Annotated in this window: 15 protein-coding genes and 1 pseudogene; 9 read left to right on the top strand and 7 right to left on the bottom strand. The window is 62.2% G+C overall.

The features are described 5' to 3' along the window. Nucleotides 1–234: 234 nt before the first annotated feature. The gene (locus V8Z74_RS14435) at nucleotides 235–447 is read left to right on the top strand and encodes an integrase core domain-containing protein (protein ID WP_349709753.1); all 213 of its coding nucleotides are present in this window, start codon (nucleotides 235–237) and stop codon (nucleotides 445–447) included. A 170-nt stretch (nucleotides 448–617) separates the two neighbouring features. Here V8Z74_RS14435 and V8Z74_RS14440 read toward each other — a convergent pair whose 3' ends face one another. From V8Z74_RS14440 to V8Z74_RS14455, 4 genes are all read right to left on the bottom strand, one after another. After that, the gene (locus tag V8Z74_RS14440) at nucleotides 618–1058 is read right to left on the bottom strand and encodes a hypothetical protein (protein ID WP_349709755.1); all 441 of its coding nucleotides are present in this window, start codon (nucleotides 1056–1058) and stop codon (nucleotides 618–620) included. 13 nt (nucleotides 1059–1071) lie between these two features. After that, nucleotides 1072–1521 carry an OsmC family protein gene (locus V8Z74_RS14445; protein ID WP_349709756.1) on the bottom strand — a complete coding sequence of 150 codons (450 nt, stop codon included), beginning with the start codon at nucleotides 1519–1521 and terminating at the stop codon, nucleotides 1072–1074. 83 nt (nucleotides 1522–1604) lie between these two features. Beyond that, nucleotides 1605–1796, bottom strand: a complete 192-nt coding sequence (locus V8Z74_RS14450; RefSeq protein WP_349709757.1) for a YgaP family membrane protein — start codon at nucleotides 1794–1796, stop codon at nucleotides 1605–1607. A 49-nt stretch (nucleotides 1797–1845) separates the two neighbouring features. Continuing rightward, entirely contained in the window at nucleotides 1846–2727 is an 882-nt protein-coding gene (locus V8Z74_RS14455) for an MBL fold metallo-hydrolase (RefSeq protein ID WP_349709759.1), read from the bottom strand. Between the two features lie 118 nt (nucleotides 2728–2845). Here V8Z74_RS14455 and V8Z74_RS14460 point away from each other — a divergent pair, with 118 nt between their 5' ends. Genes V8Z74_RS14460 through V8Z74_RS14480 form a run of 5 tightly spaced genes read left to right on the top strand, consistent with a single transcriptional unit; the run spans nucleotide 2846 to nucleotide 6253 of the window. Beyond that, nucleotides 2846–3166 (top strand): ArsR/SmtB family transcription factor, encoded by a 321-nt coding sequence (locus V8Z74_RS14460; protein ID WP_349709761.1) that lies wholly within the window; start codon nucleotides 2846–2848, stop codon nucleotides 3164–3166. Nucleotides 3167–3169: 3 nt separating this feature from the next. After that, nucleotides 3170–3607 carry a YeeE/YedE family protein gene (locus V8Z74_RS14465; RefSeq protein ID WP_349709762.1) on the top strand — a complete coding sequence of 146 codons (438 nt, stop codon included), beginning with the start codon at nucleotides 3170–3172 and terminating at the stop codon, nucleotides 3605–3607. A gap of 11 nt (nucleotides 3608–3618) precedes the next feature. Continuing rightward, entirely contained in the window at nucleotides 3619–4053 is a 435-nt protein-coding gene (locus V8Z74_RS14470) for a YeeE/YedE family protein (protein WP_349709763.1), read from the top strand. A gap of 1 nt (nucleotide 4054) precedes the next feature. Next, nucleotides 4055–4486, top strand: a complete 432-nt coding sequence (locus V8Z74_RS14475) for a protein tyrosine phosphatase family protein (RefSeq protein WP_349709764.1) — start codon at nucleotides 4055–4057, stop codon at nucleotides 4484–4486. 30 nt (nucleotides 4487–4516) lie between these two features. Continuing rightward, nucleotides 4517–6253, top strand: a complete 1737-nt coding sequence (locus tag V8Z74_RS14480) for a SulP family inorganic anion transporter (protein ID WP_349709766.1) — start codon at nucleotides 4517–4519, stop codon at nucleotides 6251–6253. A 256-nt stretch (nucleotides 6254–6509) separates the two neighbouring features. Here V8Z74_RS14480 and V8Z74_RS14485 read toward each other — a convergent pair whose 3' ends face one another. Then, nucleotides 6510–6722, bottom strand: a complete 213-nt coding sequence (locus tag V8Z74_RS14485) for a hypothetical protein (protein WP_349709767.1) — start codon at nucleotides 6720–6722, stop codon at nucleotides 6510–6512. Between the two features lie 117 nt (nucleotides 6723–6839). Between V8Z74_RS14485 and V8Z74_RS14490 the strand changes: the two genes are divergently transcribed. Both V8Z74_RS14490 and V8Z74_RS14495 read left to right on the top strand, forming a co-directional pair. After that, nucleotides 6840–7811 carry a site-specific integrase gene (locus V8Z74_RS14490; RefSeq protein WP_349709768.1) on the top strand — a complete coding sequence of 324 codons (972 nt, stop codon included), beginning with the start codon at nucleotides 6840–6842 and terminating at the stop codon, nucleotides 7809–7811. A 54-nt stretch (nucleotides 7812–7865) separates the two neighbouring features. Continuing rightward, nucleotides 7866–8153, top strand: a complete 288-nt coding sequence (locus V8Z74_RS14495) for a hypothetical protein (protein WP_349709770.1) — start codon at nucleotides 7866–7868, stop codon at nucleotides 8151–8153. 215 nt (nucleotides 8154–8368) lie between these two features. Here V8Z74_RS14495 and V8Z74_RS14500 read toward each other — a convergent pair whose 3' ends face one another. Next, on the bottom strand, nucleotides 8369–11368 hold the full coding sequence (locus tag V8Z74_RS14500) for a Tn3 family transposase (RefSeq protein WP_349709771.1): 3000 nt from the start codon (nucleotides 11366–11368) through the stop codon (nucleotides 8369–8371). Between the two features lie 2 nt (nucleotides 11369–11370). Next, nucleotides 11371–12108 (bottom strand): annotated as a pseudogene (locus V8Z74_RS14505) (IS256 family transposase); the annotation flags it as partial. A gap of 145 nt (nucleotides 12109–12253) precedes the next feature. On the opposite strand from V8Z74_RS14505, the gene V8Z74_RS14510 reads away from it, so the two are divergent. Then, the gene (locus tag V8Z74_RS14510) at nucleotides 12254–14278 is read left to right on the top strand and encodes a hypothetical protein (RefSeq protein ID WP_349709772.1); all 2025 of its coding nucleotides are present in this window, start codon (nucleotides 12254–12256) and stop codon (nucleotides 14276–14278) included. Nucleotides 14279–14287 lie beyond the last annotated feature (9 nt).

A 14287-nucleotide genomic window follows, 5' to 3' on the forward strand; every position in this document is an offset into this window, starting at 1 on the left:
CACCATCGAAGGTGAAAAATGCCTTCATCTCGAAGTCGCTGATATCGCGGGGGAGCCCACGCATCCCCAAAAACGTTGTGTGCCAACCCTGCATCGTGAGCCTTCACGACCAGCGAAGTACACGATGACAAAGGCCACTAGCGACGCTGCCAGCGGTGATGCCGACTTGACCGTGCGCATCAGGTCCTGGACGAGGCCGCCGCGCTGGAGCGATGATGGACCAAGGCGATCACGGTGGACAACTTCACGGAATTCACGTCCAAGGCGCTCGCCGAATGGGCGTTGCGCGGTGGCGTGAAGCTCGACTACACACGGGCAGGAAAGCCCACAGACAACGGGCTGATCGAGTCATTCAACTGTCGGCTGCGCGACGGGTTCCTGAACGTCAATGAATTCACTACGATGCAGGATGCGCGTGATAAATTGAAGGCATGGCAGCATGACTAAACCATCACCGCCCGCATGGTTCGCTCGGCCACCTGACAACGAGTGAGTTCGTCAGAAAGAGGTCAGATCAACAGCTGGAAAGCAGCCCAACTCCAGTTTGAAAGTGTCCGGATATAGGGGAGAAGTCAAGGGGTGTTGAACACAAAGCTTGATGTGTCCTTGGAACCGGGTCAACTCGAATGTGCCACGAAGCGTCTGGACGTCCAGCCAATCACCGCGCCGAAAATGACATGGCCGATCAGGCTGGGCAGCACGGTGGCAGCGCCCAGCTGCCAAGGCAGGGGATCGTTGAAGTACATCGGCAAGGCAAGCGAATTGATGGCTATGTAGTAGGCTGTTCCGTAGAGCGCGCCGGCCAGCATGGGCTGCCGGCGAGCGCCGGTTCGCAGCAGGATGAGCAGCAAGGGTAGCGCCGAGACCCAGCCGATCACGATGTGCTGCACGAACAGCAGCCAGGGTTGGGGGTCGTTGAAAAACAGTCCCGCGAACTTCGGGCCGTAGTGGCCAATGCGCAGGCCCGCAGCATTGAACAGGGGACTCAGCGGAATTATCGCCAGGGAGGCGATGGTCCCCGAGCGGAAGCTTTCGATCAGGAGGGCTTTGGGTTGCATGGGGGCGGTTGCCTCAGGTCTGATCGTGCAAGGTTTGACCGTCGGAATCAACGACGGTGACCCGCATCCGTACGGCTTCTCGCACGCTTTGCGTGACCGTACAGAACTCCTCGAACTGCGCCAGTGACCGGTCCAGGTGCTCCAGGGCACTCGCCGCCACACCCAGGATGATGGTGGCGTGCATGCCCAAGATGCGCAGGCGGCCCTCCAGGTTGCGCCCCACCTCGGCCTGCACCTCGCAGCGCAGGGGCTCTGGCGCCTGCTTGAACTTGCGCAGTGCAAACAGGAGTGGGTCGCTAAGGCAGTTGCCCACCGCAGCACACAGCAGCTGCGCGGGGGAGGGGCCCTCCCACTTGCCCAGCGGCGCTGGCTCGTCGGCAATCAAGCAGGGGATGTTGTCGCCGAAGCGGATTTCGAAGCGGTGGTCGGCTTGCTGCCGGAGCGAAACGGATACGGTGGTCATGCAGATGTCTCAGGTGAGTTTGGGCGAAGGTTCGCCCGTGTTGTACCCACCTTGCCTGGCTGAGTGGATACCACGCCTCGCAACTACTTCTTCAGGGAGCAAGTGTTGAAGCCGAAGATGGCATAGGGTGGACACCGGCCGATCAGGCCGGTGAGCAAGGGAACGACCCCCAGGTAGCCCCACAGTCCGATGGTGCTGGTGGCCGCACCCGCGATGAGGGCCAGCCCGATGACGATGCGCAGGGTGCGGTCAATGCCGCCGACGTTCTTGGTCATGGTGATTCTCCAAAAGTGATGGATTGATTTGCAACCAGCGGGGCACTCGTTAGAGCGCGTTCAGCGGGATCTTCAGGTAGGCCACGCCGTTGTCCTCCTTGGGCGGCAGCTCGCCCGCGCGAATGTTGACCTGCACCGAGGGCAGGAGCAGCGTGGGCATGTCCAGCGTGGCGTCGCGCTTCGTGCGCATGGCCACAAACTCGTCTTCGCTCACGCCGTCGTGCACGTGTATGTTCTTCGCGCGTTGCTCGGCCACCGTGGTCTCGAAGGCCACCGGTCGGTCGGTGGGCGGATAGTCGTGGCACATGAAAAGGCGAGTCTCGGGCGGCAGGCTCAGCAGCTTGCGGGTGGAGGCGTAAAGCGCGCGGGCGTCCCCGCCCGGGAAGTCGCAGCGCGCCGTGCCCACGTCGGGCATGAACAGCGTGTCGCCCACAAACACCGCGTCGCCGAAGCGGTAGGCCGCGCAGGCCGGTGTGTGGCCGGGCACGAACATCACTTCACCGGACAGTGCACCCAGCGGGAAGGTCTCACCCTCCTGGAACAGGCGGTCGAACTGCGAGCCGTCTTGCTTGAAGCCGGGCTCCAGGTTGAAGATGCCCTTGAAGACTTTTTGCACGTCTGTGATGTGACCGCCAATGCCAATCTTTCCCCCGAGTTGGGCTCGCAGGTAGGGCGCGGCCGAGAGGTGGTCGGCGTGGGCGTGCGTCTCCAGGATCCATTGCATCTTCAGGTCGTGGGTGCGCACGTAGTCGATCACCTTGTCGGCCGACGCGTACTGCGTGCGGCCCGATTTTGGGTCGAAGTCCAACACCGAATCGATGATCGCGCACTCACTGCCCGGGCCGTTGTGCACGACATAGGTCACCGTCCAGGTAGTGGGATCGAACATGCCATGGACTTGGGGTTGGGTGGTTGTCGAAAGTGATGTCATGGTGGGCTCCTTTAAATAATCTGTAGATAATATATTGACAAATATATTGTTTGTCAATATATTCTTGGCCTGTAGCGACGCAGCGCTGTGCTGCCTCAACGGACCGGAAGGAACCGCGATGAAAAACGTCTTGATGGACTTGGAAGATATGCAGTCGGCGGCAGGCCGTGCCTGCCGCCTCATGAAGGTGCTGGCCAACCCGGACCGGCTGCTGATCTTGTGCCAGCTCTCGCAGGGAGAGCGTCGCGTGGGCGAACTCGAGGAGCTGCTGGGCATCGTGCAGCCCACCTTGTCGCAGCAGCTCACCGTGCTCCGCGACGAGGAACTGGTGAGCACGCGCCGGGAAGGCAAGAACATCCATTACGCGCTGACCAGCCCGAAGGCGCTGGCCGTGATGCAGGTGCTGTACGAACAATTCTGTGTCTCTGAAAAGGAGTAAGTCATGAACATCGATTGGGCGAACTTCACCCCCTGGGCCTCGTTGTCCGGCGGCATCCTGCTGGGCGTGGCTTCGGCACTCTTCATCCTGGTCAATGGCCGTGTGCTGGGCGTCAGCGGCATCCTCGGCGGACTGCTCAGCCCCAAGACCGGCGACGCGGGCTGGCGCATCGCCTTCCTGCTGGGCCTGTTCAGCGCGCCGCTGCTTGTCGGCTGGCTGGCGCCCGCCGGCTTCGTGAAAGCGCCGACCATCGACGCGGGTTTTGCCGCCATCGTCGCGGCCGGCTTGCTCGTCGGCCTGGGCACCCGTTATGGCTCGGGATGCACCAGTGGGCACGGCGTGTGCGGGCTCTCGCGCCTGTCGCCGCGTTCATTGGTGGCCACGCTCGCCTTCATGGGCGCGGGCTTTGTCATGGTCTTCGTGGTTCGTCACGTTCTGTAAGGAGCACACACATGCACCGCATCACCGAATTCTTCGTGGGCCTGTTGTTCGGCCTGGGCCTGCTGCTCTCCGGCATGACCGACCCGGCCAAGGTGCTGGGCTTCCTGGATCTCTTCGGCATCTGGGACCCGTCACTCGCCTTCGTCATGGGCGGCGCCATCGCAGTCGGCTTCTTCGCTTTCGCGCTGGCCCGCAAGCGCACCACCAGCTTCCTCGGTGGCCCCCTGCACCTGCCCAAGTCGACCCGGATCGACCAGCGCCTGGTGCTGGGTGGCCTGACCTTCGGCGCGGGCTGGGGGCTGGCCGGTTTCTGCCCGGGCCCGGGCCTCGTGTCCATGGCCTCGGGTGAGGTGAAGGCGGCGGTGTTCGTGGCGGCCATGGTGGCCGGCATGGTGCTGTACGAGGTGGCCGAGCGCATCGGCTTGCGCCAGCGCGTGGGAGCCTGAGATGTCGCCCTTGAACGTGCTCCCCCTGTCGGACGCCCTGTCGGTGGCGGGCCAGATCTCGCCCGCCGACCTGCCGGAGATCGCGCGTGCGGGCTTCAAGTCCGTCATCTGCAACCGGCCCGACGGCGAGAGCCCGGGCCAGTTCAGTCACAGCGACCTGGCCGCTGCGGCCAGCCAGGCCGGGCTGACCATGGCGTACCTGCCGGTGGTATCGGGCCGGGTGACGCCGCAAGACGGGCAGGCCTTTGCCGATTTGCTGAACCGCTTGCCCACCCCAACGCTGGCGTACTGCCGCAGTGGCATGCGCTCGGCAACGCTGTGGGCGTTGTCGCAAGCGGGTTCCCAGCCGTGGCCCGAGCTCGTGCAGCGTGCAGCGCAGGCCGGTTTCAACCTGAGCGGCGTGGCGCCGCCCACGAAGACATCCCCCCTTTGAATCCCGCCGCCGGAACGCAGCCCGCACCGCATGAACCCTTCCTCCACCTGGCGCCAACTGCTGCCTTCCTTGCCCGTGCTGCAGTGGGGTCGCGCTTACAACCGCGAGACCCTGGTCAGCGACGGCGTGGCCGCGCTCATCGTCACCATCATGCTGATCCCCCAGAGCCTGGCCTACGCCATGCTTGCGGGCTTGCCGCCCGAGGTGGGCCTGTATGCCAGCGTGGCGCCGCTGCTGCTCTACGCGGTTTTCGGCACCAGCCGCGTGCTGGCCGTCGGGCCGGTGGCGGTGGTCTCGCTCATGACGGCCGCGGCCATTGGCCAGCACGCCGTGGCGGGCACACCGGCGTACTGGGCGGTGGCGATCACACTGGCGTTCCTCTCGGGCCTGCTGCTGCTTGCCATGGGGCTGCTGCGCCTGGGTTTCCTGGCCAACTTCCTCAGCCACCCGGTCATCTCCGGCTTCATCTCGGCGTCCGGCATCCTGATCGCGGCGAGCCAGCTCAAGACGCTGATGGGCGTGCAGGCCGATGGGCACAACTTCGTCGATCTCAGCCTGTCGCTGCTGTCGCAGCTCGGCCAGGTTCACGCGCTCACCCTGGCCATCGGGGCGGTGACGGTTGCCTTCCTGTTCTGGGTGCGCAGTGGTCTCAAACCGCTGTTGCTGCGTGTCGGCCTGACGCCCCGCGTGGCCGACGTGCTCGCCAAGACCGGTCCGGTCGCGGCGATCGCCGTGACCACATTGCTCACCTGGGGCCTGGACTGGCAGGCGCAGGGCGTGAAGATCGTGGGTGCCGTGCCCCAGGGCCTCCCGCCGTTCACGCTGCCGCTGTGGGACCTCGGGCTGTGGCAGCAACTGCTGGTGCCGGCGCTGCTCATCAGTGTGGTCGGGTTCGTCGAGTCGGTGTCGGTCGGGCAGACCCTGGCGGCGAAACGGCGCCAGCGCATCGAACCCGATCAGGAACTGGTGGCGCTCGGGTCGAGCAATCTCTCGGCCGCGTTCACTGGCGGCTTCCCGGTCACCGGCGGCTTCGCGCGCTCGGTGGTCAATTTCGACGCCGGTGCCCAGACCCCGGCGGCTGGCGTCTTCACCGCTGCCGGCATCACGCTGGCCTCGCTGTTCCTCACGCCGGCGCTGTTCTACCTGCCGCAGGCCACGCTGGCCGCCACCATCGTGGTGGCCGTGCTGTCACTGGTGGATTTCAGCATCCTGCGCAAGACATGGCATTACGCAAAATCCGACTTCCTCGCGGTGCTGGCCACGCTGGTGGCCACGCTCACGGTGGGCGTGGAGACCGGGCTGGTCGTGGGCGTGGGGGTGTCGCTGGCGCTGTACCTCTACCGCACCAGCCGCCCCCACATGGCCGAGGTCGGCCTGGTCGCGGGCACCGAACATTTCCGCAACGTGCAGCGCCATGCCGTGGTGGTGAGCTCGCGGGTGCTGAGCTTGCGGGTCGACGAGAGCCTGTACTTCGCCAACTCGCGCGCCCTGGAAGACCGCATCAACAACGCCGTGGCCAACCGGCCCGGGCTGGAGCATGTGGCGCTGCAGTGCTCGGCCATCAACGACATCGATGCCAGCGCCCTGGAAAGCCTGGAAGCGATCGACCTGCGCTTGCGTGGTGCCGGCTTGCGCCTGCACCTGTCCGAGGTCAAGGGGCCCGTGATGGACCGCCTGAAGGACACCGAATTCCTGCACGGCCTAAGCGGTCGGGTGTTTCTCACCCACTACCAAGCCATACACGAACTCTCGCCCGAAGTCGCTTGAAAGCTTGTGCGGTACTGGACTTCGGGCGACTACCGCCCATCGTGCGCAAGCCGTGGTCCCTACTCAAGCTGCGGTGTCTAGCCAATTTCGGAGCCAAGAAACTGATCTGATTTCAGACGAAGCTGCATCATCAAGACACGCCGCAGAAGGCGCGCGTACTCGGTTATGCGCAGACCAGTGGGTTTGATGCGCTGGCTGGTGTGCGCCAGGTGGATCTTTTCAAGTAAGTCGTTGCCACGCTGGCTACTGCCGACCGCTACATTCCGTAGGATCCCTTTATGAAGATGAACTCACACAATTCCCGCCGCTTGCCGCTGAGCGGCTTGGCGCCTTCGCTGACTATGGCGCTGGCTTGGGCGGCGCTAAGCACGGGGCCACTGGCTCCCGTCAGGGTGCAGACATCCTGCGCGCGGAAGCCGAAGAGCGCGTGGTCGAGCTGCAGATGGCGCAGACCTCCATCGTCGAGCACAGTGACGGTCTGCAGGGGATCAGTGAAGCCGACATCCCACGTCGGGGAGCTTCTGGAGAAGTTGTGGTGCTCGATGTCCGGCCTGAGGACGAGTAACCACTCACGCGCAACAGCGACATGAGCCGCATCGCACAGTACCTTGAAGCTGCCGAGCGTGACAACACGCGCAGGAGTTACGCCTCCGCTATCCGCCATTTCGAGACCGAGGGCAAAGGCTTGCTGCCTTCCACAGCTGACGCCATTTCCCGCTACCTAGCCGACCAGGCGGCCACGCTGGCCATCAACACGCTGCGCCTACGGCTGGCGGCGCTGTCTCGGTGGCACACCGATCAAGGCTTTCCCGATCCCACAAAATCGGCCTTGGTGCGGCAAGTCCTCAAAGGCATTCGCTCGGTTCACGCCGCGCCAGAGAAGCGCGCGCGTCCCTTGGAACTGGCGGTGCTCCAACAAGTCGATCAGTGGCTCGGTGCCGCCATCGGCAACGCGCAGCAATCTGGTGACCGCTCGGCCTTGCTGCGCCACACGCGCAACCGCAGTCTGATGCTGCTGGGGTTCTGGCGCGGCTTCCGATCCGACGAACTGGTCAACCTGCGCGTTGAGAACACCGAGGTCACGCCCGGCCAGGGCATGGCCTGCTACCTGGGCAGCAGCAAAGGCGACAGGCAGCTGCACGGTCGCGTTTTCAGATGCCCGGCCCTATCCCGCCTGTGTCCCGTGACCGCCTTCAATGTCTGGATCGACCTGTCCGATTTAACCGAGGGCCCGGTGTTCCGCAAGATCGACCGCTGGGGGCATGTCGGCAACGAAAGCCTGCATGCCAACAGCCTGATCCCCCTGCTGCGCAGCCTGTTCTCCGAAGCCGGCGTCGAGTCACCCGAGGAATACAGCAGCCACTCCATGCGCCGCGGCTTTGCCGGCTGGGCCCGCGCCAGCGGCTGGGATATCAAGGAGCTGATGGAATACGTCGGCTGGAAGGATGTCAAGTCGGCCATGCGCTACCTCGATGCGTCGGATTCCAGCCTGCAAGCCCGCTTCGAGCAGGGCCTGACAGCCCTGGCGCCGGCAGTTCCGCAGCCACCGCCACCTTAGCTGTTGACCCAGCCGACCGACGTTCTCCGCCTGCCGGTCGCAGGAACGACGCCTGTGGCGGTCTTGGGCGCCACGCTGGTGCTGGCCCGCTTCAACAAGCAGCCGCGCGGCCTGGCCCTGGGTCACCGGTTGATCGAGCAGACCTGCTTTAAGCGCTTTGCCATGCAGCGCCTGAACGTTAAGGGCACACTTTACGAGTGGGCGATTCCCTACCTGTCCCGCGACTTGGTGGACGAAATGATCGCCACGCTGCTGGATGACATGTACCGCATCGCCGAGGACAACCAGTGCCTGCTGGAAACCCCGTTTCACGAACCCGCCACCGATTCACACTGGGATTGAGGCGATGGGCAGACAGGCAGCCTGGCGGGGTAGTCCCCGCAAATGACCACTCTCTTGAGAGCAGCGTACCCTCTTCAACGCCACCACCTTGAGCAGCCACGTCCACACGCTGGACACGCAAGACCGACGCACTACCCACGCCGAGAGCATTGCCGGCGTCACGAAGAACTGGGTCTACCAGCTTGACCAGCGCGAGTGCTAGCACCAGCTCCGAGCTACGGCTTTGACATCAGGGGCAACCGGCGCAGCTTGCGGCGCCTCGCTTCGGCTGGCGTTTCCTCCTCCATCTTGCTTAGCAGGACGCCAGCGTATTTCTCGATAGAAAAGCTCATGATGCCGCGGAAGTTGATGTTCCCGAAAAACACCGGACCCAGCCGCCGCACAATGTCGTCGTTCACACCACCACCGGCGGACCTCAGCTTGGCGACCACCTCGTTAAGCTTCTTGGTGTTCCACGCGATGATGAGGTTTGTGAGCAGTACGTGCGAGCCCGAAATGGCTCGCAGCTCATCGCGGCGACGGCCGCGCTCGGCGGCGATACGACCGTAATACACGGCGCGCTGAAGCTGATGCACCGACTCGCCACGATTCAACAAGGTATGGATCTCGCGGCGGAACTGCTCTTTGGTGAAGTAGTCGCACAGGTACACGGATCGCAGCATCCGACCGTAATGATCCAAGGCGCGATGGAGTTTGTCGCCAATGGCTGCGCTGCCATTGCGTGCCAACGCCCAGCCCACGCTGACCCGCCCAGTCAGGATGGACGCCACCAAACGCAGCATCACGTCCCAGCCGCGCACGATGGCGCGCTCGGACACGTTGGTCAGTGCGATCGCGTCCAGCTCCTCGGGGACCTCGGTCTTGCGTGTCACCCAGAGCTTGCAATCCGGCAGTCCTGCGAGCTGCGGGCAGAGGTCGAACCGAAGATGCTTGGCCAGCGCCATCGCGCCGTACGTGTAGCCATGCGTGTCCACCGCCAGCAGTTGAATCTTGATGCGCTCCTCGCTGGAGCTGTTGTACTGCTCGACACCTTCGACCGCTGGGCCGCCCTGGCGCGTGAGCAGCACGATGGGCTGATCGTAGAAGACGGGGTAGCTGCCGAGCACATGGGTGTAGATACCTGCAGCGGGGGTTTTTCGCCGCGGATCGGTGCGAGCGATGCCCAAGTGCCTCGTCGTGTCCATGGCCATCATGTCGGCCGATGCCTTGGTGCCATCGCTCCAGAGTTTCACGATGGGAATGCTCTGCTGGTATGCGACTACGGCATTGTTCGCAGCTCGCAACCGGCCCGGGGTTTCCAACTGCCGCATGGCGGCAGTTACCTCGGCCACGGTGACACCGCTGACCATGGCGGCAGCCGACTTGGCATCGATCTCAGTTCCGTGGGCCAGCAGGGCGGCATACAAGGCGATCAGCTCCCTGGTCGTTTTGGCATCGCGGCCTAGCAGCTTGGAGCTGAAGCGGGTCTGAGCGTCCATCTCCAGGATCAGGTCGGGCAACTGGACGGGACCAATCATCTGCTGCACCGCCTGGGCCGTTCTCTTGAGCTCAGGCTCTTCCGCCATCGCGTTCAGTGCGGGCAGACGAACGCAAGCTTGCTCGTCGATTTCAAGCAGGCCGTTGGCCAGCCCTTCTTTGACGCGCCGCAGGCCGTCCATGAGCAATGCCATCTGACGCGCAATCGCGACCTGCGGGTCGACCTCCAAGCCAAAAGCAGTGCAGAACTTCACTCGATCGCGCTCCCACTCTTCCTCGGGAATGAGGCTGTCGGTGCGGCTACGGAAGTTGGCGCTGTGCGGCACCCACAGTCGCCCGCCCTGCAAGCCTTTGCGGATTCGTAGCAGAGCACAGGCCTTGAATGCCTTCAGCGCCTTGACACGATCCGCGTCGTCGACGAGCGGACGCCAGGCGGCTTCGATGCCCGACACGTCCCAGTCCTTGGGCAGTTCCTTCAGGCCTTCGGTGCGAATTTTCTTGAGCTGTTCGACGAGGGTCAGATCCTTCTTGCTCTCGTCGCCCTCGATGTTGAGGCAGTCCACTGTGTCCAGCACGGTCGCGACCCGCTCGCCTTGCTCCACGAGCGTTTCGCGCACGATGTCGGCATGGCTGACCCTTGGCATATTCAACACCTCCCTGGCAACCCTGACGATCTCCACGATCCGCTCTTCTGCGGTTTTGTCCGCGTCCTGCGCTAGGTTCAGCATGGACTGAACTGACTCGCGGTAGATGCCACTGCGGCTGGCCTGCTTGGACTGCACGCGCTTCGCACCCATGCGCACCAGATCGCCGGTGCGCCGGCCCATCCGGAAAATGGCTTCGTCTGTCAACTCCCAGAGCGTGGCTTTCAGGAAGCAGATGACCTCCACGATCTGCGTCTCCAGCACGCGGCGGGAGGTCTCGGATGGAGGTCGGTGCGCAACACGCTGCGCGAAGGCCTGTATGCGTGTCTGGGACAGCGATGTGAGGTTCCAATCAGCGACGCCGAGTGTCTTCAGGTAGTCGACGCGCGAGGACACTTCCTCCAGATTCTTGACCCCATGCTTGCCCGCCGAGGTTTTGAGCCATTCGAGGACAGTGGAGTCCTCCGACGGCCCTTGGTCAAACATAATCTTCAAGATTGCGCGCTGCCGGGCCGGCTTGACCGCGCCGTTGATGACCTCCATCGCGAGGGTTTCGATCGCGCGAAAGGCCGCATTGGCTTGGTCCTCCAGCGTCGAGACGCCAGGCAGGACGATCCTGCGCTCGTAGAGCCATTCCTCGGCGAAGGTCACCAACTCGGCCTGACTCGCTGCGTCTCGTGCGCGCATGGTGAGCGTGGCGGTCAGCTCCCTTTGTATTTCAGGCGCAAAGACCTCAAACCCCAGCGTCTGCCGTGCCCATGTACGCTGCTCGCGCAACCGGCGTTCGACGGAACCTTCGGCCTGTGGACCGGCCTTGCCACGGTAGATCGACTTGATGGTCGCGATGGCCGTGGCATCCGTCCCCAATTGGTTGGCCAGCACCTTGACCATGTTGGCCGGAAAGCTGTCCGTCACGCCGGCCAACCTGCCAGTCAGTCCAAGAAACATGAGCTGGAGGGCGTAGCCCAAGCGCAAATCTAGGGGCGGCCGCCCGCGCTTGGCGTTTCCATCGTCATCGACGCGGCTGACGATGGGGATCGCCGCGAGCTGCTCGTAACTGAGCCTGCAGTGCTCGATCGCTTCTGCCTCCGTCATCTTTGAGGGAAGCCTTTAAGCCCGTCGACGCAGGCGATGAAGATGTCCTGCACGCCCCGGTTGCGAAGTTCGGTGACGACCTGCAGCCAGAACTTGGCACCCTCGGTTTGCGCCAGCCACAGGCCCAGCACCTCCTTGTCACCCGTCATGGTGATGCCGATGGCCAAGTACACCGCCTTGACCCGCACAGCGCCCTCGCGCACCTTCACATGGATGCAGTCCAGATAGACGATGGGGTAGATTGCATCGAGCGGGCGGGCTTGCCAGGTCTTGACCTCATCGGCCACGGCGTCGGTCACCGAGGAAATCAGGCTGGGCGAGACCTCGGTGCCGTACATCTCCTCCAGGTGGGCCTGTATCTCGCGCACCGTCATGCCGCGGGCGTACAGCGAGATGATTTTGTCGTCGAAGCCGGCCCAGCGGGTCTGGTGCTTGGGGATGAGCTGGGGCTCGAAGCTGCCATGGCGGTCACGTGGCACCTCGATGGGCAACTCGCCGAAATCGCCCTTGAGGGTCTTCTTGCTCTTGCCATTGCGGGTGTTGCCAGTGGTGTTGGCTACCGCTTCGTTGCGTTCGTGGCCCAGATGCTCGGTCAGTTCGGCGTCTAGGGCTCGCTCCACCAGCAGCTTGGTCAACTGCTTGAGCAGGCCGTTCTCGCCGATGAGGTCTTCGGGCTTCTTGTAGTTGGCCAGCAGGCCAGACAGCAGTTCTTCGGGTACGTCGTGTTTCTTGGTGCTCATTGTGCTTACGGACAGGCCGGCTTGCGCCGGCGGTTGATTGTCCGTTTACACAAAATTCTGCACACCCTCATTGAAAACAATCCTTCATCTGCTGGCGCAGCTGGCCAGAACTGACACCACGACTACACCCCCTCTAAATCAAACAATGAGCTCCATCCAGATCCTCGAAGACCCCCAAGACCCAGAAGGCATTTCTCGGTTGCAAACCAATGAGGGCCCTGTCCTGGGGCAGTGGTACTGGGTTAAGGTGAACGACGAGCGCGACCCCATTGAAAATGGCCGAACGTTGTTCGGAATGCAGGGTCGTGTTGATGGCGAGCGCCTGATGTGCGCCATGACCATCGGCTCTAATTACGTGGAGCTCAAGTCCCCTGTTCATGCACAGTACACGAGCTCCCGTGTAATCCGCGTCCACCTGAAAAATTTCTGGGATTGTCTGCGCCATGAGCCAAATGGGATGCACATCTTGCAGCGCTGGGCCATGCAGCAACAGCAGGAGACCGCGCGCCTGGTGGGGGAGATCAACGCATTGACCGCACGACTCGGGATGGTGCAGCCAACAGCCATCGGCAGTTCCCCCCAACAATCCACAGGTGGCGCGCTTGTCACGCTCTCCTCAATGCCTGATGTAACTGAGTACAAGAAGGCACTGATCACAGCCAAAGACATTGAGTTGCCGGCGCTCTATGAGCACGTGAAGATTTCCAACGGAAACCTTACTGCACTGCTGAAGGCCCAGACCTTGCCCACCCTGGCCACAGTGGGTGACCTAGATTCAACTGTAGCGGAGATCAATAGTCGAATCTTCAGCATCAGCCTGTATGCCGGCCTGCATGAAAATGCAACGCTTTGCCAAGACGGTGAACCGGCGCAAGCAACTGAACGCCTGCACGTCATGCAGTCAATGATTTATGCAGATGAGGAGTGCCTGGCCAACTATCGTCACGGCGGCCTGGAATTCAGCTCCATCCACGACTTCGATAAATGGCTTTGCGAGCCAGAAAATTTGGAAAGAATTCTCCCATTCCCACGCACCCTGGTTGCATTGCGCGTACGTCGCACGAGGAAGGAACGAGATGCGGTTGACCTTCGCCAAGCGCTGATCAATTTCCAACTTGAGCAGGCCGACAAGCTGACATTCCTTTACGTGCGGAATGGTCAGCAGGTGTGGTGCATACAAACGGAGCTGGAGTTTGATGAGTTCCTGTTCCCGAACCGAACAGCCTTTGACCCCGGCGAGCCGAAAATGGCAAAAATCTCCTATGGCTACGACAAGGTGGAGAAGATCATATCCCGCTCAGAATGGGAAATGAACTGCGCAGAGTATGACGATGTAGTAGCCAAATCTAAAGCATGGATTGCTGCTAACAAGGGGAAGCCCAACGCCGATATGCACAATCCGTTTCGCACATGGGGGCTGGACGATCCACGCGACAGGTGGTTCCCCGTCGATCCATCCAGCGTCTATTTTGATGACGCGGAGGCTGAAATTGCGTCGATGATTCAAAAGTTCAATCGCGTGGCCGTGATCATACAAGGGCTCTTTGATCGATCCCCGATCCTGCACCCACATCCACCTGTCAAGTCATGGACTCAAGATGGTTTCGACAGCGCTATCAAGCTCATCTACGATGGTGCGGAGACTCTGTACAACGGCGAGGCACCCGACTTTGAAGCTTACCGTGCAAGATGCAATGCAACCCTGAAGGCTGGCTCAATGACTATTGGCCAAGAAGACTACTGGGAACTTGCAGAGGGCAAGAAGGAGTCTGAGCGCCTGGATAAGGACTATCGCAATAGATCAAGTTACCGTCCGACGCGCTACACCCCGTTCGGGAATCCGGGTCCTGGGTATATCGCACCGGTACAGCGATGGTCCAAGGCTAAAGGCGAAGCCACGTTCCGCTGGGAGCGAAAACGGCTTGGCCATGATCCATACAAAATCCAAAGCGAGACGGTTGCTTGCAACCTGACCGTGCCCGCCAGCGAACTCTTTAATGTGGACGCCTATGTACTTGGTGACTTCCGCCGGTTTTACACTGACAGACGAACCCGCGCCCAGTACCTCAAATGGGCACCAATGCTGATTGCCGCTGAAGAGCACCATTACAAACTGAGTCAGCAAAGAAACGGAAATGGCGTCGATGTATTAGATCCGACATTTGGCTAGGGTCACTAC

The sequence above is a fragment of the Comamonas sp. w2-DMI genome (assembly GCF_040187735.1).
Classification (GTDB): Bacteria; Pseudomonadota; Gammaproteobacteria; order Burkholderiales; family Burkholderiaceae_C; genus Comamonas; species Comamonas terrae.

Bases quoted from the DNA above. Each gene is read 5' to 3' on its own strand.
- V8Z74_RS14440 (WP_349709755.1), bottom strand. From the start codon at position 1,058: ATGCAACCCAAAGCCCTCCTGATCGAAAGCTTCCGCTCGGGGACCATC.
- V8Z74_RS14445 (WP_349709756.1), bottom strand. From the start codon at position 1,521: ATGACCACCGTATCCGTTTCGCTCCGGCAGCAAGCCGACCACCGCTTC.
- V8Z74_RS14450 (WP_349709757.1), bottom strand. From the start codon at position 1,796: ATGACCAAGAACGTCGGCGGCATTGACCGCACCCTGCGCATCGTCATC.
- V8Z74_RS14455 (WP_349709759.1), bottom strand. From the start codon at position 2,727: ATGACATCACTTTCGACAACCACCCAACCCCAAGTCCATGGCATGTTC.
- V8Z74_RS14460 (WP_349709761.1), top strand. From the start codon at position 2,846: ATGAAAAACGTCTTGATGGACTTGGAAGATATGCAGTCGGCGGCAGGC.
- V8Z74_RS14465 (WP_349709762.1), top strand. From the start codon at position 3,170: ATGAACATCGATTGGGCGAACTTCACCCCCTGGGCCTCGTTGTCCGGC.
- V8Z74_RS14470 (WP_349709763.1), top strand. From the start codon at position 3,619: ATGCACCGCATCACCGAATTCTTCGTGGGCCTGTTGTTCGGCCTGGGC.
- V8Z74_RS14475 (WP_349709764.1), top strand. From the start codon at position 4,055: ATGTCGCCCTTGAACGTGCTCCCCCTGTCGGACGCCCTGTCGGTGGCG.
- V8Z74_RS14480 (WP_349709766.1), top strand. From the start codon at position 4,517: ATGAACCCTTCCTCCACCTGGCGCCAACTGCTGCCTTCCTTGCCCGTG.
- V8Z74_RS14490 (WP_349709768.1), top strand. From the start codon at position 6,840: ATGAGCCGCATCGCACAGTACCTTGAAGCTGCCGAGCGTGACAACACG.
- V8Z74_RS14500 (WP_349709771.1), bottom strand. From the start codon at position 11,368: ATGACGGAGGCAGAAGCGATCGAGCACTGCAGGCTCAGTTACGAGCAG.
- V8Z74_RS14510 (WP_349709772.1), top strand. From the start codon at position 12,254: ATGAGCTCCATCCAGATCCTCGAAGACCCCCAAGACCCAGAAGGCATT.